The sequence below is a fragment of the Marinobacter sp. EVN1 genome, from assembly GCF_000475375.1.
Taxonomy (GTDB): domain Bacteria; phylum Pseudomonadota; class Gammaproteobacteria; order Pseudomonadales; family Oleiphilaceae; genus Marinobacter; species Marinobacter nauticus.
This window is the reverse complement of record NZ_AXCB01000016.1, coordinates 56,161-74,886: the sequence shown is the minus strand read 5'-3', so window position 1 is coordinate 74,886 and position 18,726 is coordinate 56,161. Positions and strand designations below refer to the sequence as shown.

Sequence of the window (18,726 nt, the reverse complement as noted above, 5' to 3'; positions counted from 1 at the left end):
TTTGTGTCCGATTAGTACCTGTAGCTTTCCGGCTTGTACGGGCCTTCGACCGGTACACCGATGTATTTCGCCTGGTCTGGAGTCATCTTGGTGATCACGCCACCAAAGCCTTCCACCATGGCGCGGGCCACTTCCTCGTCCAGCTGCTTGGGCAGAACCTGTACGTAAACGCCCTTGGCCTTGGAATCTTCCGGCAGGTCGGCAAACTTGCGCTCGAACAGATACATCTGCGCCAGCACCTGGTTGGCAAAGGAGCCGTCCATGATACGGGAGGGGTGACCGGTGGCGTTGCCCAGGTTCACCAGGCGGCCTTCCGACAGCAGGATCAGGTGGTCGTTGCTGGCCTTGTCGCGGTAGATCACGTGCACCTGCGGCTTGACCTCGTCCCACTCCCAGTTCTTGCGCATGTAGGCGGTATCGATTTCGTTATCGAAGTGCCCGATGTTGCATACCACGGCGCCGCTCTTCAGCGCTTTCAGCATGTTGGCATCGCACACGTTGACGTTACCGGTGGTGGTTACCAGCAGGTCGGTGTTGGCCAGCAGATCCTTGTTGATGCCCTGCTCGGTGCCTGTGTTCACGCCGTCAATATATGGGGACACAACTTCAAAACCGTCCATGCAGGCCTGCATGGCACAGATCGGATCTGCTTCGGTGACTTTGACGATCATGCCTTCCTGACGCAGGGACAGGGCGGAACCCTTACCTACGTCGCCGTAGCCGATGACCAGCGCTTTCTTGCCAGACAGCAGGTGGTCGGTGGCACGCTTGATGGCATCATTCAGGCTGTGACGACAACCGTACTTGTTGTCGTTCTTGGATTTGGTCACCGAGTCGTTGACGTTAATCGCCGGGATCTTCAGGGTGCCGTCACGCAGCATTTCCTGCAGGCGGTGCACGCCCGTAGTGGTTTCCTCGGTTACGCCGTGGCACTTGGCGATCACCTGCGGGTATTCCTTGTGCAGCAGCTCGGTCAGGTCGCCGCCGTCGTCCAGGATCATGTTCGGCTCCCAGCCGTCTACGTCCGCACCGACGGTCTTGTGCAGGCACCACTCGTATTCTTCGTCAGTCTCACCTTTCCATGCAAACACCGGGATCCCTTGCGCTGCGATGGCGGCAGCGGCCTGATCCTGGGTGGAAAAGATGTTGCAGGATGACCAGCGCACGTTGGCGCCCAGCTCCACCAGCGTTTCGATCAGCACGGCGGTCTGGATGGTCATGTGGATGCAGCCCATGATGTTGGCGCCTTTCAGCGGCTGCTCCGCTTTGTACTTCTCGCGCAGTTTCATCAGGGCGGGCATTTCGCCTTCGGCGATCTTGATTTCCTTGCGGCCCCAGTCGGCGAGGGTGATGTCGCGGACTTTGTAGTCCTGGAAGTCGTTCAGTTTTTCGGCCGGAGTGCTCATGGTGTTCTCCTGTCAGTTTCGTTTGGGCGTATTCGTTGGAGTGGAATACGCCCATTTATCCAGAATGGTCTGTTCAGATGCCTGCAGCGTCTTTCAGGGCTGCCGCACGGTCAGTTTTCTCCCACGGGAACGCGGTGAAGGTCTTGCCACCGACGGTCATCTCGTACGGATCACGGCCGAAGTGGCCGTAAGCTGCGGTGGCCCGGTACATCGGGTGCAGCAGGTCGAGCATGTTGGTGATCGCGTACGGGCGCAGGTCGAAGTGCGCGCGTACCAGATCGATGATCTTGTCGTCGCTGATCTTGCCGGTGCCAAAGGTGTTCAGGGAAATGGAGGTCGGCTGGGCTACACCGATGGCGTAGGACACCTGAATCTCGCACTTCTCGGCCAGGCCGGCGGCGACGATGTTCTTGGCGACGTAACGGCCGGCGTAGGCAGCAGAACGGTCAACCTTCGAGGGGTCTTTGCCGGAGAAGGCGCCACCACCGTGACGGGCCATGCCGCCGTAGGTGTCTACGATGATTTTGCGACCAGTCAGGCCACAGTCGCCCACCGGGCCACCGATTACGAACTTGCCGGTCGGGTTGATGTGGAACTGGGTGTCTTTGTGCAGCAATTCAGCCGGCAGGGTGTGCTTGACGATCAGCTCCATCACCGCTTCTTTCAGGTCGGCCTGGGTGACGTCGGGGTCGTGCTGGGTAGACAGAACCACAGCATCGATACCCACAACCTTGCCGTTCTCGTAGCGGCAGGTGACCTGGCTCTTGGCGTCCGGACGCAGCCACGGCAGCAGGCCACTCTTGCGGGCTTCGGCCTGGCGCTGAACCAGACGGTGGGAGAAGGTGATCGGCGCCGGCATCAGCACGTCGGTTTCGTTGCTGGCGTAGCCGAACATCAGGCCCTGGTCGCCTGCGCCCTGGTCTTCCGGCTTCTGGCGGTCAACGCCCTGGGCGATGTCGACGGACTGTTTGCCGATGATGTTGATCACACCACAGGTGTCGCCGTCGTAGCCTACTTCAGAGGAGGTGTAGCCGATGTCTTTGATCACACCGCGTACCAGGTCTTCCAGATCGACCCAGGCGCTGGTGGTGATTTCACCGCCGACGATGGCCACGCCGGTTTTGACCATGGTTTCGCAGGCCACGCGCGCGTGCGGATCGTCGGTCAGGATGGCATCCAGTACCGCATCGGAAATCTGGTCGGCCAGTTTGTCCGGATGGCCTTCGGAGACCGATTCGGAGGTGAAGATGTTGTAGTCAGACATAGGTGTGCTCCTCTTGAGCGATTGCAAATTCGTACCGGCTCCGTCCTGTTTGACCTACCGGCTGCCTTGGTTGTTGTTAGGGCATACGTAAAACTACCTACACCCATATCAAAAGTTTTTGATATTCCTGTGACGGCGATTGGTTACGCCGCTTCTGTACTCTTCCAGAATTCTCTTACCTGTACCTGGAACCCGTTGCGCAGGCCTATAAACAGCTGTTCGCCGGCGGTCAGCCCGGCGTCGGCCGCCCAGGAAGTCAGCTCTTCCGGCTCGAAGCCCAGCCACAGGTCGCCGCAGTTTTCTTTGGCCCAGTCCTGGTCGTGACTGCACAGATCACTGACGACCAGACAACCGCCACTGTTCATCAGGGCTGCGGCGTCCAGAAAAATGTCCGCCGGGCTGGGCACATGGTGCAGCACCATGTTGGCTACGATCAGGTCAAAGGCGTCGCCCCGCGCCAGCAGGGTGTCGGTCACACCTTCGATCAGGTCGACGTTGTTCAGGTGTTCCTCTATGCAGGTGCGCGTCGCCTTGGCCAGCATGTCTTTGCTGTTGTCCAGGCCAACCACATGCTGGAACAGCTCCGACAGTACCGGCAGGAACCCGCCTTCACCCGGTCCGATTTCCAGAACGCTCAGCCATGACTGCCTCGCTGCACGCTTGCGAATCAGTTCCGCGGTAGGCTCGGCATACAGGTCAAAGGCAGCAATCAGCTCCTGCTGTTCCCGGAATTGTTCGGAGTGCCGGGAGAAAAAGGCCTGGGACTGCCCCGCCCGCTGCTCTCGTATGGCTTCAATCTTTTCATTAAGGTGCCGGGGCAGGGCAACCCTGTCGACGGTTTCGAAAATTTGGCGGATCGCCTGGTCGGCCAGTTTGTCACTGTCCAGATTCAGCGGGCGACGATAGAAAATGGCATTGCCTTCCCGCTGGGGCTCCAGCAAGCCGGCCTTGTGCATCACTTTCAGGTGATGGCTCATGCCGGACTGGCGCATGTCGAACATCTGGCTCAGCTCCAGCACACCGAAGGTGTCCCGCCGCAGCACCCGCAGGATTTCCAGGCGCAGGGGGTCGCCGCTCGCCTTGAAGATCGGGGCCAGTACGTCCACAGAGGACAATTCGTTCGCATGTGCATTGAGTGAGGTCATGGTTGGCAAGTGTAGGGGCGTTCGGTTGGTCGATCAATAGCCATATCAAAATTTTTTGATATAGATTTATGAGTTCTGTGAAATCAGTCGGTTTGGTGATTTTGTGCCGGCTTCATCGGAAAACCACTACATATGGATTTGCCCCGGCATACCCTAATCGGCGAAAATACGCGCCTTCTTTTTGAGCAGTATTTGCAGCTTGAAGTCTTTTCCTGAAAAACACTGGAGAATTGTCAATGCCGTCCCGTAAAGATCTCGCCAACGCCATTCGCGCGCTGAGCATGGATGCGGTTCAGAAAGCCAAATCCGGCCACCCGGGTGCGCCCATGGGTATGGCGGATATCGCCGAGGTGCTGTGGAACGATTACCTCAGCCACAACCCGGCCAACCCGCATTGGGCCAACCGTGACCGCTTCGTGCTGTCTAACGGCCATGGCTCCATGCTGCAGTATTCCCTGCTGCACCTGAGCGGGTACGACGTCAGCATTGATGACCTGAAGAACTTCCGTCAGCTGCACTCCAAAACACCGGGCCATCCGGAATACGGTTATACCCCGGGCATCGAGACCACCACCGGCCCGCTGGGGCAGGGCATCGCCAATGCTGTTGGCTTCGCGCTCGCAGAGAAGGCACTGGCTGCTCAGTTCAACCGTCCGGGCCACGACATTGTTGACCACTACACCTATGCGTTCCTGGGCGACGGCTGCCTGATGGAAGGTATCTCCCACGAAGTCGCCTCTCTGGCCGGCACCCTGGGCCTGGGTAAACTGGTGTTCTTCTATGATGACAACGGCATCTCCATTGATGGTGAAGTAGAAGGCTGGTTCACCGACGACACGCCCAAGCGTTTCGAGTCCTACGGCTGGCAGGTTATCCCCAATGTTGATGGTCACGATTCCGATGCCATCCGTGCGGCCATTGAAGCTGCCCGTGCTAACACCGCACAGCCCACCATTATTTGCTGCAAGACCATTATCGGCTTCGGTTCCCCCAACAAGCAGGGCAAGGAAGAGTGTCACGGTGCCCCGCTGGGTGACGATGAAATCGCTCTGACCCGCGAAGCCCTGGGCTGGCAGCACGGCCCGTTCGAGGTGCCGTCCGAGATCTACGCCGCGTGGGATGCCAAAGAAAAAGGCCAGGCTGCACAGAGTGCCTGGGAAGAGAAATTTGCGGCCTACGAGAAGGCCGAGCCGGAACTGGCCGCCGAGTTCAAACGCCGCATGGCGGGTGATCTGCCGGCAGACTTCGCCGAAAAAGCCCAGGCCTATATCCAGGAATGCCAGGACAAGGGCGAGACCGTTGCCTCCCGTAAGGCGTCCCAGAATTCCCTGAACGCCTACGGCCCGCTGCTGCCGGAGCTGATGGGTGGCTCTGCCGACCTGGCCGGTTCCAACCTGACTATCTGGTCGGGCTGTAAAGGCGTGACCAAGGAAGACGCCTCCGGTAACTACATATATTACGGTGTGCGCGAATTCGGCATGGCGGCCATCATGAACGGTATCGCTCTGCACGGCGGCTTCGTGCCCTACGGCGCTACCTTCCTGATCTTCATGGAATACTGCCGTAATGCCGTGCGCATGGCCGCACTGATGAAGCAGCGCTCGATCTTTGTCTTTACCCACGATTCCATCGGTCTGGGTGAAGATGGCCCGACCCACCAGCCTATCGAACAGCTGGCCAGCCTGCGCACCACCCCGAACATGAGCACCTGGCGCCCGGCCGACACCGTGGAGTCTGCGGTGGCCTGGAAAGCGGCCCTGGAGCGTAAGGATGGCCCGACTGCCATGGTTTTCTCCCGCCAGGGACTGCCGCACCAGCAGCGTGATGCCGAGCAGCTGGCGAATGTGGCGAAAGGTGCTTACATCCTGTCTGACAGCGAAGGCACGCCGGAGCTGATTCTCATCGCCACCGGCGGCGAAGTGGGCCTGGCCCAGGAGGCTGCAGCCAAGCTGCGTGAGCAGGGTAAAGCGGTGCGTGTTGTATCCATGCCGTCCACTGACGTATTCGATGCCCAGAGCGCCGAGTACAAACAGCAGGTGCTGCCGCTGGAAGTCACCAACCGCATCGCCATTGAAGCGAGCATTGCGGACTACTGGTACAAGTACGTGGGCCTGGACGGTCGCATCGTTGGCATGACCACCTTTGGTGAATCTGCGCCGGCCGGTGAGTTGTTCAAGGAGTTCGGCTTTACTGTCGACAACATCCTGGAAGTGGCTGACGAACTGCTGGACGCCTGATGACCAACGCAACGCCGTTTCGAATTGCCATCAACGGGTACGGCCGCATCGGCCAGTGCGTGTTGCGGGCCCTTTATGAAAACGGCTATCGCGACCATCTGCAGGTGGTCGCGATCAACGAGTTGTCGGATATCGACACCATTGCCCACCTCACCAAATACGACTCCACCCACGGGCGGTTTCACGGTGAGGTGGCCGTGGATGGCGATAACCTGGTTGTGAACGGCGACCGCATCCGCGTATTGCGTCATCCTGAACCCGAGGAACTGCCCTGGCGACTGCTGGATGTGGATCTGGTGCTGGAATGCTCCGGTGCCTATTCTGACCGGGCCACGGCGGAAAAGCATATTGAAGCCGGTGCCCGGCGCCTGCTGTTTTCCCAGCCGGGCGATCCGGATGTCGATCGCACGGTGGTCTTCGGCATTAACGAGGGGGACCTGAACGGTCAGGACGTGATCGTAGCTGCCGGCTCCTGCACCACCAACTGCCTGGTGCCGGTCATCAAGGTCCTGGACGATGCCTTTGGCGTAGAGCAGGGCAGCACCACCACGATTCACGCCGCCATGAACGACCAGCCGGTCATCGATGCCTACCATCATCAGGACCTGCGCCGCACACGAAGTGCCCTGCACAATATTGTGCCCGTGGACACTGGCCTAGCCCGCGGTATCGAGCGCTTGTTGCCTCATATGGAAGGCCGTTTCAGCTCGGTTGCCATGCGCGTGCCAACGCTGAATGTCTCTGCTATAGACATGGTGGTTAACGTGCGTGAGCCGACCGACATAGCCACAGTGAATCAGTTGCTGTGCAGTGCATCCGCTGGCTCATTGAAGGGTATCCTCGGCTATACCGATGAACTGCTGGCCAGTTCTGACTTCAACCATGATTCCCATTCCGGCGTGGTCGATGGCGGGCAGACCCGAGTCACCGGCGGCACCATGGTGAAAGTGTTGTGCTGGTTTGACAACGAGTGGGGCTTTGCCAATCGCATGCTGGATGTCAGCAGAACCTGGTTGAGCAAAACCTGAAGAATAATGTGGGGCTGATCCCGAAGGGAGTCAGGCTCCAGCCTTAGGCTTAAAATTTGCACCTTTGAACCCATAACTACGGAACCTGATTATGGCCATCAAGAAAATGACTGACCTGAACCTCGCCGGCAAGCGGGTTCTGATTCGTGAAGACCTGAACGTCCCGGTCAAAGACGGCAAAGTATCCAGCGACGCCCGCATCCGCGCCTCGCTGCCCACCATCAAGGCCGCCAAAGACGCCGGTGCCAAAGTCATGCTGATGTCCCACCTGGGCCGCCCGGAAGAAGGCGTGTACGACGAAGCCTCCTCCATGAAGCCCGTAGCCGAGCACCTGAGCACCCTGCTGGGCCAGGAAGTCCGCCTGATCAAGGATTACCTTGACGGCGTTGAAGTGGCCGACGGCGAAGTCGTACTGTTCGAAAACGTTCGCTTCAATAAGGGCGAAAAGAAAGACAACGAAGACCTCGCCAAGCAATACGCCGCCCTGTGCGATGTCTACGTGATGGACGCCTTCGGCACCGCCCACCGCGCCCAGGCCTCCACCCACGGTGTGGCGAAGTTCGCTCCCGAAGCCTGCGCCGGCCCGCTGCTGGCAGCCGAACTCGACGCCCTCGGCAAGGCCCTCGACAACCCGACCAAGCCAGTGGTGGCCATCGTTGGCGGCTCCAAAGTCTCCACCAAACTGGACGTCCTCAACGCACTGGAAAAAGTGTGTGACCAGATCATCGTCGGCGGCGGCATCGCCAACACCTTCCTGGCCGCAGCCGGCCACCCGGTAGGCAAGTCCCTGTGCGAACACGACCTGGTCGACACCGCCAAAGACATCGCCAGCCGGGTGGAAATCCCGCTGCCGGTTGACGTGGTGGTCGCCAGCGAATTCGCTGAAACCGCCACGGCGACGACCAAAAACATCTCCGACGTCAGCGACGACGACATGATCCTCGACGTCGGCCCGGAAACCGCCGGCCAGTTCGCTGAACTGCTGAAAAACGCCAAAACCATCCTGTGGAACGGCCCGGTTGGCGTGTTCGAATTCGACCAGTTCGGCAACGGCACCAAGGCACTCGCCCAGGCCATCGCCGAAAGCGACGCCTTCTCCCTGGCCGGCGGCGGCGACACCGTCGCAGCCGTTGACAAATACGGCGTAGCTGACAAGATCTCCTACATCTCCACCGGCGGTGGCGCGTTCCTCGAATTCGTGGAAGGCAAAACCCTGCCGGCAGTAGCCGTGCTGGAAGAGCGTGGTAATTAAGACGCCACTCCAAAATCCAAAACGAACAGAATTCAAACCTCAAAACGTCAACGAAGGAGACAACCCATGGCCCTGATTTCGCTGCGGCAACTTCTGGACCACGCCGCCGAGCATGGTTACGGTGTGCCAGCCTTTAACGTAAACAACCTCGAACAAATGCGCGCCATCATGGAAGCGGCCGACAAAACCGACTCCCCGGTCATTGTCCAGGCCTCCGCCGGTGCCCGGAAATACGCCGGTGCGCCTTTCCTGCGCCACCTCATCCTGGCCGCCATCGAAGAATGGCCACACATCCCGGTGGTCATGCACCAGGACCACGGCACCAGCCCGGCCGTGTGCCAGCGCTCCATCCAGCTCGGCTTCAGCTCCGTGATGATGGACGGCTCCCTGGGTGAAGACGGAAAAACCCCGACCAGCTACGAATACAACGTCGACGTGACCCGTCGCACCGTTGAAATGGCCCACGCCTGTGGTGTCTCCGTAGAAGGTGAACTGGGCTGCCTGGGCTCCCTCGAAACCGGCCAGGCCGGTGAAGAAGACGGCATTGGCGCCGAAGGCACCCTGGACCACAGCCAGATGCTGACCGATCCGGAAGAAGCCGCTGACTTCGTGCAGAAAACCCAGGTTGACGCTCTGGCTATCGCCATCGGCACCAGCCACGGCGCCTACAAGTTCACTCGTCCGCCTACAGGTGACATCCTGGCCATCGACCAGATCAAAGCCATCCACGCCCGCATCCCGGACACCCACCTGGTCATGCACGGCTCCAGCTCCGTACCTCAGGAGTGGCTGAAAGTGATCAACGAATTCGGTGGCGAGATCCCGGAAACCTACGGTGTACCGGTGGAAGAAATCGTCGAAGGTATCAAGCACGGCGTGCGCAAGGTCAACATCGACACCGACCTGCGCCTGGCCTCTACCGGTGCTGTTCGTCGCTTCATGGCCCAGAACCCGGCGGAATTTGACCCGCGCAAATTCCTCAAGGCCACCATGGTTGCCATGACCGATATCTGTGTCGCCCGCTACGAAGCCTTCGGCTGTGCCGGCCAGGCCAGCAAGATCAAGCCGCTGAACCTCGAGCAAATGTTCGAGCGGTATGAGGCTGGTGAGCTGGACCCCAAGGTCAAGTAAGCCTTCTGCTCAAAGCCCCCGTAGCCGGGGGCTTTTTTCTATCCCTTTCTCGCCAGCCGCTCCAACGTCAACAACGTATCGGTGTAGCGAGCAAATCGTGCCAGATACTCCGGTGACAACGTCTGCATCTCAGCAATAGCCCGGCTTACCAACCGATGCGCGTTCATCGGCCCCGCTTCTTTCGGTGTGCTTTCAATGGCGTGTCGAATTCGCTCGGCAATAACGTGATGGCCCTGGTTCGCCTGGGCTCTGATCATGGCTTTCAGGGGGCGCGGGTTATTGGGTGCTGAGGCTGGATGTGCCTTTGGTGGGTCTTGTGGCGACTGCCCGAACACCCGTTGTTCCAGAACCGACTGCGGCGCTTCAACCGATGCCTCTGGGGTTTCATTCAGCTGGTCCAGCAACCCGGAAAGAGGCGAATTGCCGCCGACATCGGGTGTGGGCTCATCGCGCTGCCCGGCACTGTCCAGCCTTGCCTGATAGTCCGATATCGCCTGTTCCAGCTTCCGCCAGTGCGTCGTTCCCTTATGCAGCCCCTTTGAGCGCAGTCTTCGCTCGAAAGACTCCAGATAGCGGAACCGAACCGGGTCATTCTGATCGGCGCCGTTTTGCCTCAAGCTTTCCAGCAAGGAGGGGCCGGGGGCTTCGCTCATGGTCAATCACCTTCCCCGGTTTCAGTATCCTCAGCCGACGAAGGCGCCCGTGGCACGGTACTGATTTCCACCCGCCGGTTCTGGGCCCGGGATTCGGCATCGACGTTGGGTACTGCCGGGTGGTGAGGGCCAAAGGCGGCAGCGAATACCCGGTCATTGGGCAAACCCAGCTCTGTGAGGGTTCGGGTAACCGTCAGGGCCCGCTGAGCCGACAGGCCCCAGTTGTCCTGATAACGATTGCCCGGATGCATCGGCAAGTCGTCGGTGAATCCGCTCACCATCAGCAGTTCATCGTGCTGTTCCAGGTAGGCCTGTAACGGGCGAATCAGTGATTCCAGTACTTCTTCACCTTCGGCCTGCAACTGGTCTGAATTCAGCTCGAACAATACGTTCCCGCTGATGCCGATACGGCCATCGCGGAACGTCACCAGACCTTTGGTGAGAGGGTCTTCGAGAGCTTGCTCCAGGGCCATCCGGCGCTGCTCTTCGGCTTCCCGCTTCTCGATTTCCTCGGCCAGGGACTGGCTGAGCTCCAGCTGAATGCCGATCACCCACACAAGAATCAGCGCCAGAATACCCACCAAAGCAGCCATCAGGTCCGAGAAAATGGCCCAGACCGGCGCCGATTGCTGTTCGCCGCCTTCCAGCTGTTCCATCACCCGGCCTCGCTGGATTCTGCCCGGCGCAGTGCCGCAGCGGCATCAATCACATCTTTCTGGGCACTGACGCTGAGATCAATCACCTCGCGGGCCTGGGCGACGTAATAGGCCAGTTGCTCATCGTGTCGAGTGCCGGCCTTGTCCAGCGCTGCCTGGATATCCGCCAGGCCGGCGATGACCTGCTGGTTGGACTGGCTGAACAGCTCAATGGCCTGCATGAACGCATCGCTCAGGGCGCCGACTTCCTGGCTGCTGCCGGTAATGTCGTCGCCCAGTTTGCCCAGTTGCTGGCTCTGCTCCTGGATCAGGGTGTTGAAGCGTTCGCTGATGCCGGTCAGGGTTTCGCCGGCGCCGCTGATCAGGGTATCCACCGCCTCCCGCTGACTGTCAGCGGTGCTGCGCTGGTTCTCCAGCAGGGTGTCCAGTTCCTGAACCAGTCGCTGGCGTTCCTCCAGCAGCTCGTTTTCCCGCTCGCTGTTGCGGGCGATTTCCGACTGCAGCTGTCGGATCACCTCGGCGGCGGCCTTCGGTGTTTCCGAGGCGGTCTCAATCAGGCGGGTCATGGGCGCTTCCAGTGCAGTGCCCAGCTCACTCAGGTGGCGTGCTGCTGTGGCTTCCAGTTGTTCCATTCGCTCGTTTGCAGCCCGGACTCGTTCGCTTTCCTGTTCCCGGAGTTGATCGAGCTGAGCGCCAACGGTGCTGAGCAGTTCCGCCAGCCCGGCCTGTTGCTGCTCAATCAACCCGGTGCTGCTGGTCTGGAAATGGCTTTGGTATTGAGTCAGCGCCTCATTGAATGCTGCCAGCATGTCGTCACTTTGAGCCTGCTGTCGGGCCAGACCGGCCTGCCAGTGTTGCGACACCTCAGCTCCGGCATTGTTCAGGCGTTCACAGCTCTGTACCAGTTGTTGCTGCTGTTCCTTGAGCCAGGTTTGGTGCTGATCGTTGATGGCGCCAAGCCAGGTGTGGAGTTGTTCCTGCAACTGGCTTTGAGTTTGTTCGTTCTGCTTTGAGAGGGTCGCCAACGTCTCCTGGTTCTGGGCCTGCTGTGCAATCAGATTCTGCTGCCAGCGTTCGCCGGCTTCTGCAGTGGTTTTCTGGAAAGCGGCGGTCAGTTCCGCTAACTGCTGGCGGGCATCATTAGCCCAGCTTTGTTGAAGGCTGTGAGCATCTTTCTGAAGCTGCTCCATGGCATGGATAACAATGGGCTCAATCCGTTGCGAAGCCTGTTTTGCGCTGTCATCCAGCGCCGATTTCAGGGATTGGGCCACAGAATCGGCCAGTGTCTGGTAGTGGCTGCCGACCGTGCTGTGGAATTCCTGCTGGTTTCGGGTCAGGGACTGTTCCAGTTGCTGGCCGAGCTGCTCCATTCGTGCCGTCATGCGTTCCATGGCCGAGGCCATTTCGGGCAAGGCTTTGGCCTGGCTCTCCAGAGCCTGAAACGCCTGATGGCGTTGATGGTCTGTAGAAAGATGATGCAGCTTGTCTCGCAGCGCACTATCCAGGGCGCGGGAAGCCTGCAACCGATCCCGACGGCTCAGGGTGGAGGCCAGCCCCAGCATAGCGGAGGCGGCCACACCGGCAATGGAGGTGCCAAAGGCGAGACTCAAACCGGCAATCGGTGCGGCCAGGGCGCTGCGAATAGCGCTCAGTTCGGTGCTGTTATCCAGGGCTGAGGCAGCGCCGCCCAGGGTCACAATCATGCCGGCAAAGGTGCCCAGCAGGCCCAGCATCACCAGCAGGCCGGTCAGGTAGGGTGTCAGTTGCGGGCCGGGTAATGCGGCGGCATGGCCCTCAATTCGCCGTTGCACCGGGAACTGCATCGGGGCGGGCAGTGTGCCAAGCCAGTGGTTAACCTGCTCCTGGCTTTCAGGTAGCTGATGAACCTGTGCGCTCAGTTCGCGGGTTTGTCGGCGGAAATTCACCAGTTCGCCAAAGCCGAGGCAGTAAACGGCGCCAATCAGGCCGGTAAACGCCAGCGCCAGCAGGTCGGAACCGACAAATCCGGCACCAATCCAGGCTACCACGGCCAGGCCGATGGCAAACGCCAGGGTAAAGAACAGTTTACTCATGGGGTGTTGTTAACCTCTTTGTGGCAAGCCTCCAGCAAACCCAGAACCGGTTCCAGCCGAACATCCAGTTCAGCGAGTAACAAAGACTGCGCTTCCTCGCAGTAACGGTGGAACCAGTCGGCCGTTGTGGCCGGGGTAGGGCTTTGCTCCGGGGTGGTCGATCGGTGCTCGAATCGTTGTTCAAGTACCTTGGGAATATGGGAAAAACACTGTGCGGTATACCCGGCCATCGTTTGATCAAACACGGCGTCCAATTCGGCCAGGTGAGCCAGCTTCGGGCCCTGATCTTTCATCGATTTTCGAACCTTGTCCCGTAACTGACGGCTGTTGGCCGCCACTTTGCGTTGGAGTGCGAGCCAGGCATTGAGAGCGGCTTCAAGCTCGGGTTCACCATCAAACTCCAGATCTGAGCCAAACCCGCGAATACGCTGAACCAGTGCCCTGCGTATCGTCGCCAGCTCCTCGGTTAACCGGTCTACCACGGCGCCCTGAGGCGTGCCTGGCTGTTTCGCCCGATAACCAATGGCCGCATCCAGGGTCATGGTGTCGCCCAGGCCGAACAGCCGGCTCAGTCGCTCTGCAAAGCAGGGCAACTGGCTGCCATCCAGCGTTGTCGCTGAATCATCCAGTTGGCGCAATAGCCTGGCTCTGGGACCAGTATTTGCCAGAGGTTGCGAGGGCATTGGCTGGGGTTTCACTCCGGTTTCCGCACAGGTAGCGTTCAAAGCACGCTATTCTACTGGCTTAGCGGAGTGAATGATAATGACTGTAGCGTGAGAAATGAGCGCCTATCTGGCCTCAGGCACCGGCTCAGGCCGGCGCCAGGCAACCAGGAAAATTATCAGCCCGGCTACGGCGGTTGCAGCTCCTACGTAGCCAGTGGACTGCCAGCCGAAGCCGGCGGTAATGGCCATCCCGCCCAGCCATGGGCCCAGGGCATTGGCAAGATTGAATGCGGCGTGATGGGAGGCAGCCGCCAGAGTCTGGGCGCCGGTTGCCACATCCATCAGGTGGGTTTGCAGCGCCGGGCCCAGGGCCACCATTAAAGCGGTCAGGAAACAGACCACGAGCAAGACGGGCAATGAGCCTGTGGCAGAAGGAAAGACGCTCAGAATCATGGCGCTGAATACCAGGATCACGCCAACGGCCCGGAATTGCAGCCGGTCAAACAACCAGCCACCAAACAGGTTGCCCACAAAACCGCCCAATCCGAATACCACCAGGGCCACGGGAATCCAGGCAGCATCCACTCGAGTGACTTCCAGCAGTGTCGGGGCAAGGTAACTGAACACAGCGAACATGCCTGCGAAACCGATAGCGCCAATGGCCAGTGCAAACCAGATTTGTGGTTTGTTAAAGGCGCGGATTTCGCTTAACGGGCTGTGCCTTTGTTCCTGATGATTTTTGGGCAGGAACAGGGTTACCAGCACCGCGGTGAGTAAAGACACCAGGCCAACAAAACCAAAGGCATAGCGCCAGTCCATGGATTGCCCCATTACCGTGGCCAGGGGATTGCCGATCAGCAGTGCAAGAGTCAGCCCCATCATGATCTGGCTCACCGCCTTGGCCCGCTTGTGTACCGGCACCAGTGAGGCTGCCACGAGGGCCGCAACACCGAAGTAGGCGCCATGGGGCAGTCCGGCGATAAACCGGAAAAGCAGCAGGGATTCGTAATTGCTGGCCAGGGCACTGGCCAGGTTGCCCAGCGCGTAGAAGGACATCAGTAGTATGAGCAACTGCCGCCGGAAAAGTTGCGCACCGAGAATGGCCAGAATGGGTGCACCGACCACCACGCCCAGCGCATAAGTGGAGATAAGATGACCTACCTGTGGTTCAGAAACGCCGAGATCCTGAGCAACATTGGGCATCAATCCCATAATGGCGAATTCACCGGTACCGATACCAAAGCCGCCCATCGCTAACGCAAAAACGATTAGCCAGGTCGGAAGGCCCGAATCGGGATTGTGGGTGGCGGCGCTCAATCTGATCTCCTTGATTACATCAGGGAAGAGAAAGCCCGCCATTGTCAGGATTGGGTGCGCTAGCAGCTATAAGCGATTATGAGGATGGACGTTAGCTTACTAATTCAAGCCGTAGCGGCGTTCGCGCTCAAACCGGAAAAAGCCCTCGTCCTCTTCCCGTTCGATGGTCGGAGCAGAAAACCCGAAATGTTCCTGTCGAAGATCCGTTAATGCGGCCTCCAGTTGGTCGCCGTTCAGGCGGTTCTCCAGGGCACGTCTTTCGGCCATGTAAGCTCTGCCTTTCTGCCATTTTTCCTCCCGGCGCTGGTCTTCCTCGGCCAACTGTCGAACGGTTTCTTCGGAGTAGCCTATCTGGCGGCGCAGAGCGTTGATGGTTTGCTGGCGTTTGTCTGCAGGCAGGCTGGCGAGTTGTTGTTGAACGCTATCCATGGAGAACAGGGCATGGCCGGTCGCACCGGAACCCGCCAGTTGCCGGGCCAGATCGGCACCATAGAGTTCGTCTGCGGTGGTCTGTAGCTGGTGAGCCAGTTCGGTCAGTGGCATCTGGTTGGCTTGGTCCAGCCGCGCCAGAGTCTGCTGGAACTGGTGCGATTTGGCTTCCACCGGGTTCTGCTCCTCGGCCCAGATCTGGCTTGCCAGGGGGCCGAAAATCGCTTCGCGTTGCTGCCAGAGTTCGGCGTAGCGTTCCATGTCCGGCAACCCCTGTAAACGAAGCTCGTGATTGTCGAGCCACCGGTTATACAGGTCCAGCTTGGCCATTAACGCGAAAATGCTGTCGGCCAGTTCCGGAAAGGCCGTGGTGACGGCGGACTGGAAAAGCTCGTCACCGGCATCCGGATAACGCGTCAACAGGTTTCGGCGTTCGTTATACAGACGTGCCTGGGTGGCCGGCTCGGTGATGGTGTCGCCGTACAATTCCAGGTACTTAACGGCCAGTTCAACAACGCGTTGGTCGCCGCTTTGGGTTGGCTCGGTGGTGGGCGTCGCTGTCGCACGCGAGGGGGTGGAACCATTGGGTGCTTGCATAGCCGCCGGCTTTGATGACTCGGGCCAGTAATGAAAACCGCCCGCAATCACTAAGGCCAGGGCACCGAGCGCCAATACGGAATTGAGTGGTTTCATTGCAGCGGTCCTGCTATTGGTTTTGCCGTATGCGGTCCCGGCCGCCGTTCGGCCGGGACACCTGGGGCTCAGAGGAGCGGTTGCAGTTTCGGCCAGATCAGATCAGCGATCTTTTTCGAACCGCTATCCGCCGGGTGGATACCATCAAAGATGATGTCGCGGTCGTTGATTACCCAGCGCGGATCCACAAATGTGCAGTCCAGTACCGAGTTCTCGCAGGCCTTGGCCAGTGTGGCATTGCCGTAGTCCACCGCCTCTTTCATGTCATCCAGCCGGAACAGGCCGTTTTTGGTGTAGTAGTAGCCGGTAAGAATGCCCTTCTGAACGCCGGCTTCCGCCATCTCGTTCAGGAAATCCACGCCTTCCACATAGATATCATCGATGAAATCCCGGCATTGCTGGCTCAGGCGCCCGAAGCGCCACCAGGGTGTCTTGCAGTTGTTGGAGTTGAAGGCAATCGCCGGAATCAGAATATCGTTCCCGCCGGCATCACCGACAATGGTTTTGATATCCGGGTTGTCTGTGACGGCTTCCCGGAACTGATTGGGAATAGACGGGGCAATCAGCTCACCGGACAGCTCTGCACCGGAGACCGTATAGCGCCGGAAGGTTTCGCCGGCTTTTGCTTCCAGCTGATTCTGGATTTCACCGGAGAGGGCAAAGATGGAATCGCCAACGAAAACGACCTGGTCGTTATCGGCGTCGGTCACCTTGTCGTTACTGAGCAGATAGCCGAGTTCACTGCAGCCGGTAAACAGCAGTGCTGCGCCAAGTGCCATGGCTGGTTTGAGGGTTTTGCCCAGGAGATCGGGCAGGAACGAACGGTGTTCATTAATTGTCATTGTTTGAACTCCTTGTGTAAGGGATAGACGGTCCGTCTATGGGTACTGCCCTTTCAATATCGTCCATGGGCGCTGGTTTGCAGAATGGGAGAAGAGGCTTCGGAGTTGTCAGATCCGGCCATCAGTCGGTCATTGTGAACCGCCTCTCAGTGCTTGACCTGTCTCAAGTGGCGATCAGCACTGGCTTGTATTTTTTCCATCAGCGTCAAATATAGGTAATCAGAGAAACCTATTTGCTCAGATGCGAGGAGCACCATGGATTTCAAAGACTATTACGCCGTCCTTGGTGTGAGTGAGTCTGCCACGCCCGAGGAAATCAAGAAGGCCTACCGTAAGCTGGCGCGGAAATATCACCCGGATGTCAGCAAAGAAGCCGATGCGAGCGACCGTTTTAAAGATGTGGGCGAAGCGTATGAAGTACTGAAGGACCCCGAGAAACGGGCCGAGTACGACCAGTTGCGCAAGTACGGCACCCGAGACGATGGTTCATTCCAGCCGCCACCGGGCTGGCAGAGTGCCTCCGGCTTTGGCGGCGGAGGATACACAGAGGCCGACGCTCGTCAGTTCAGTGATTTTTTTGAGGAAATCTTCGGCGGCGGCCGGCGTGGGGGCTTCGGTGGTGGCGGTTTTCGCCAGAGCATGAGAATGCGGGGTGAGGATGTGCATGCCCGGCTGGCCCTGTTTCTTGAAGAGGCCTTTAACGGTTGCGAGAAACAGGTGTCGTTTACGGTTCATGAACCCGATGACCAGGGCCGCCTGATACCACGCCAGAAAACCCTGAAAGTAAAGATCCCCGCGGGTATGCGGGAAGGGCAGCACATCCGGCTCAAAGGCCAGGGCGCGCCCGGCGTTGGTGGTGGTGAGTCTGGCGATCTGTTTATCGAAGTGGAACTGGCGCCACATCCACACTTCAGCATTGAGGGCCGGGATGTGTTCGTGACTGTACCAATCTCCCCGTGGGAGGCCGCCCTGGGTGCGACGGTCACAGTACCAACGGTGAGCGGAAAGGTGAATGTGAAGGTACCGAAGGGGGCCACCAGCGGGCGCAAACTCCGGCTCAAGGGCAAAGGCTTCCCGGGTAAACATCCGGGCGACCAGATTGTGGTACTGCAAGTGGCCATGCCGGAACAGCACACGGCGGAAGCTGAAGCACTCTACGAGAAGCTGGCTGAGCTGGAGAAAGGCTTTAATCCGCGCAGCAAGCTGCACGTGTGAGGGAGGCGAACATGACGAGCAAAGACCGGATTCTGACGGTGGAAGTCACCGACACCGATGGCAGCACCTTCTCGCTTCGGGAAATCTGCGAACGTGGGGACTGCCATGCAGAGTTTGTGATCAAACTGGTGGATTATGGAGTCATCTCGCCGCTGGACGAGGTGCCGGAAATGCGCCAGTGGCAATTTGACGTGGCCGCTCTGAGTCGTCTGCGGAAAGCGCTGCGCCTGCAGCGGGATCTCAAACTCAACCTGCCCGGGCTGGCGATGTCGCTGGAGCTGCTGGACGAAGTCCAGGACATGCGGCGGGAGGTGGACCGTCTGAACCAGCGCATTCGCCAACTGATGGGCGAGTAGCCGTATTATTGTCCCGGGGGCTGAACGCCTGTATCAGCGCCCGGACTTTTCCAGTGCCTGTATTTCGGCGTAGATCTTCTCGGCCTCCTCCATCAGCGTGCCGTGACTACGCAAATCGCCATTGCGCTGTGCATGCAGCGCCTTGGCGAGCTTTTCCTCATAGGCTTTCTGCAGTTTTTTCTTCGGGTCGCCCTTCAGAAATCCCAGCATGGCTGGCTTCTCCTCTTGTTCAGTGTTCCAGCATATACGCTGTCGGGCCGGCGAAGTTCACTCCAGAGCCTGGATTGCTGCCCACATAGGCCCGCCTTTTGCTATACATAAAGACAGAAACTCGGCAGGGAGCCGGCTGTCGGTGTGCAGGATGC

General features: G+C 59.1%; 17 protein-coding genes. 6 read left to right on the top strand and 11 right to left on the bottom strand.

The annotated features are described in order from the left end of the window. Positions 1-11: 11 nt before the first annotated feature. The 3 genes from ahcY to Q674_RS28155 all read right to left on the bottom strand — a co-directional run bounded on the left by ahcY (position 12) and on the right by Q674_RS28155 (position 3,815). Positions 12-1,406, bottom strand: coding sequence for an adenosylhomocysteinase (ahcY, locus tag Q674_RS28165; RefSeq protein WP_011786485.1), 1,395 nt, complete (start codon positions 1,404-1,406; stop codon positions 12-14). Positions 1,407-1,479: 73 nt separating this feature from the next. Then, the gene (gene metK, locus Q674_RS28160) at positions 1,480-2,670 is read right to left on the bottom strand and encodes a methionine adenosyltransferase (RefSeq protein ID WP_023008553.1); all 1,191 of its coding nucleotides are present in this window, start codon (positions 2,668-2,670) and stop codon (positions 1,480-1,482) included. Positions 2,671-2,813: 143 nt separating this feature from the next. Beyond that, positions 2,814-3,815 (bottom strand): metalloregulator ArsR/SmtB family transcription factor, encoded by a 1,002-nt coding sequence (locus Q674_RS28155; RefSeq protein ID WP_023008552.1) that lies wholly within the window; start codon positions 3,813-3,815, stop codon positions 2,814-2,816. A gap of 236 nt (positions 3,816-4,051) precedes the next feature. Between Q674_RS28155 and tkt the strand changes: the two genes are divergently transcribed. From tkt to fba, 4 genes are all read left to right on the top strand, one after another. After that, positions 4,052-6,052 (top strand): transketolase, encoded by a 2,001-nt coding sequence (tkt, locus tag Q674_RS28150; protein ID WP_023008551.1) that lies wholly within the window; start codon positions 4,052-4,054, stop codon positions 6,050-6,052. Beyond that, positions 6,052-7,080 carry a type I glyceraldehyde-3-phosphate dehydrogenase gene (locus Q674_RS28145; RefSeq protein ID WP_023008550.1) on the top strand — a complete coding sequence of 343 codons (1,029 nt, stop codon included), beginning with the start codon at positions 6,052-6,054 and terminating at the stop codon, positions 7,078-7,080. Before tkt ends, Q674_RS28145 begins: the two co-directional genes overlap by 1 nt. A gap of 91 nt (positions 7,081-7,171) precedes the next feature. Further along, positions 7,172-8,332: a phosphoglycerate kinase gene (locus Q674_RS28140; RefSeq protein ID WP_023008549.1), complete on the top strand. Its 1,161-nt coding sequence runs from the start codon at positions 7,172-7,174 to the stop codon at positions 8,330-8,332. A gap of 66 nt (positions 8,333-8,398) precedes the next feature. Then, positions 8,399-9,463, top strand: a complete 1,065-nt coding sequence (gene fba, locus Q674_RS28135; RefSeq protein ID WP_023008548.1) for a class II fructose-bisphosphate aldolase — start codon at positions 8,399-8,401, stop codon at positions 9,461-9,463. Positions 9,464-9,501: 38 nt separating this feature from the next. Here fba and Q674_RS28130 read toward each other — a convergent pair whose 3' ends face one another. From Q674_RS28130 to Q674_RS28100, 7 genes are all read right to left on the bottom strand, one after another. Then, the gene (locus Q674_RS28130) at positions 9,502-10,116 is read right to left on the bottom strand and encodes a DUF2894 domain-containing protein (protein ID WP_023008547.1); all 615 of its coding nucleotides are present in this window, start codon (positions 10,114-10,116) and stop codon (positions 9,502-9,504) included. A 2-nt stretch (positions 10,117-10,118) separates the two neighbouring features. Beyond that, positions 10,119-10,772, bottom strand: a complete 654-nt coding sequence (locus Q674_RS28125) for an OmpA family protein (RefSeq protein WP_011786471.1) — start codon at positions 10,770-10,772, stop codon at positions 10,119-10,121. Continuing rightward, positions 10,772-12,844 (bottom strand): DUF802 domain-containing protein, encoded by a 2,073-nt coding sequence (locus tag Q674_RS28120; RefSeq protein ID WP_023008546.1) that lies wholly within the window; start codon positions 12,842-12,844, stop codon positions 10,772-10,774. Before Q674_RS28120 ends, Q674_RS28125 begins: the two co-directional genes overlap by 1 nt. Further along, positions 12,841-13,542 (bottom strand): DUF3348 family protein, encoded by a 702-nt coding sequence (locus Q674_RS28115; RefSeq protein WP_227501202.1) that lies wholly within the window; start codon positions 13,540-13,542, stop codon positions 12,841-12,843. The genes Q674_RS28120 and Q674_RS28115 overlap by 4 nt, the downstream gene beginning before the upstream one ends. 90 nt (positions 13,543-13,632) lie before the next feature. Continuing rightward, positions 13,633-14,868: an MFS transporter gene (locus Q674_RS28110; RefSeq protein WP_051993039.1), complete on the bottom strand. Its 1,236-nt coding sequence runs from the start codon at positions 14,866-14,868 to the stop codon at positions 13,633-13,635. Between the two features lie 57 nt (positions 14,869-14,925). Further along, complete coding sequence (locus tag Q674_RS28105; RefSeq protein WP_023008543.1) at positions 14,926-15,948, bottom strand: hypothetical protein; 1,023 nt, start codon at positions 15,946-15,948, stop codon at positions 14,926-14,928. Between the two features lie 68 nt (positions 15,949-16,016). Next, positions 16,017-16,790, bottom strand: a complete 774-nt coding sequence (locus tag Q674_RS28100; protein WP_011786466.1) for an SGNH/GDSL hydrolase family protein — start codon at positions 16,788-16,790, stop codon at positions 16,017-16,019. A 255-nt stretch (positions 16,791-17,045) separates the two neighbouring features. Between Q674_RS28100 and Q674_RS28095 the strand changes: the two genes are divergently transcribed. Both Q674_RS28095 and Q674_RS28090 read left to right on the top strand, forming a co-directional pair. After that, positions 17,046-18,005 (top strand): DnaJ C-terminal domain-containing protein, encoded by a 960-nt coding sequence (locus Q674_RS28095; RefSeq protein WP_023008541.1) that lies wholly within the window; start codon positions 17,046-17,048, stop codon positions 18,003-18,005. An 11-nt stretch (positions 18,006-18,016) separates the two neighbouring features. After that, positions 18,017-18,361, top strand: coding sequence for a chaperone modulator CbpM (locus Q674_RS28090; RefSeq protein WP_022992427.1), 345 nt, complete (start codon positions 18,017-18,019; stop codon positions 18,359-18,361). Between the two features lie 33 nt (positions 18,362-18,394). Here the strand turns inward: Q674_RS28090 and Q674_RS41090 are convergent, their stop codons facing one another. Next, entirely contained in the window at positions 18,395-18,571 is a 177-nt protein-coding gene (locus Q674_RS41090; protein ID WP_011786463.1) for a DUF6435 family protein, read from the bottom strand. Positions 18,572-18,726: the final 155 nt, after the last annotated feature.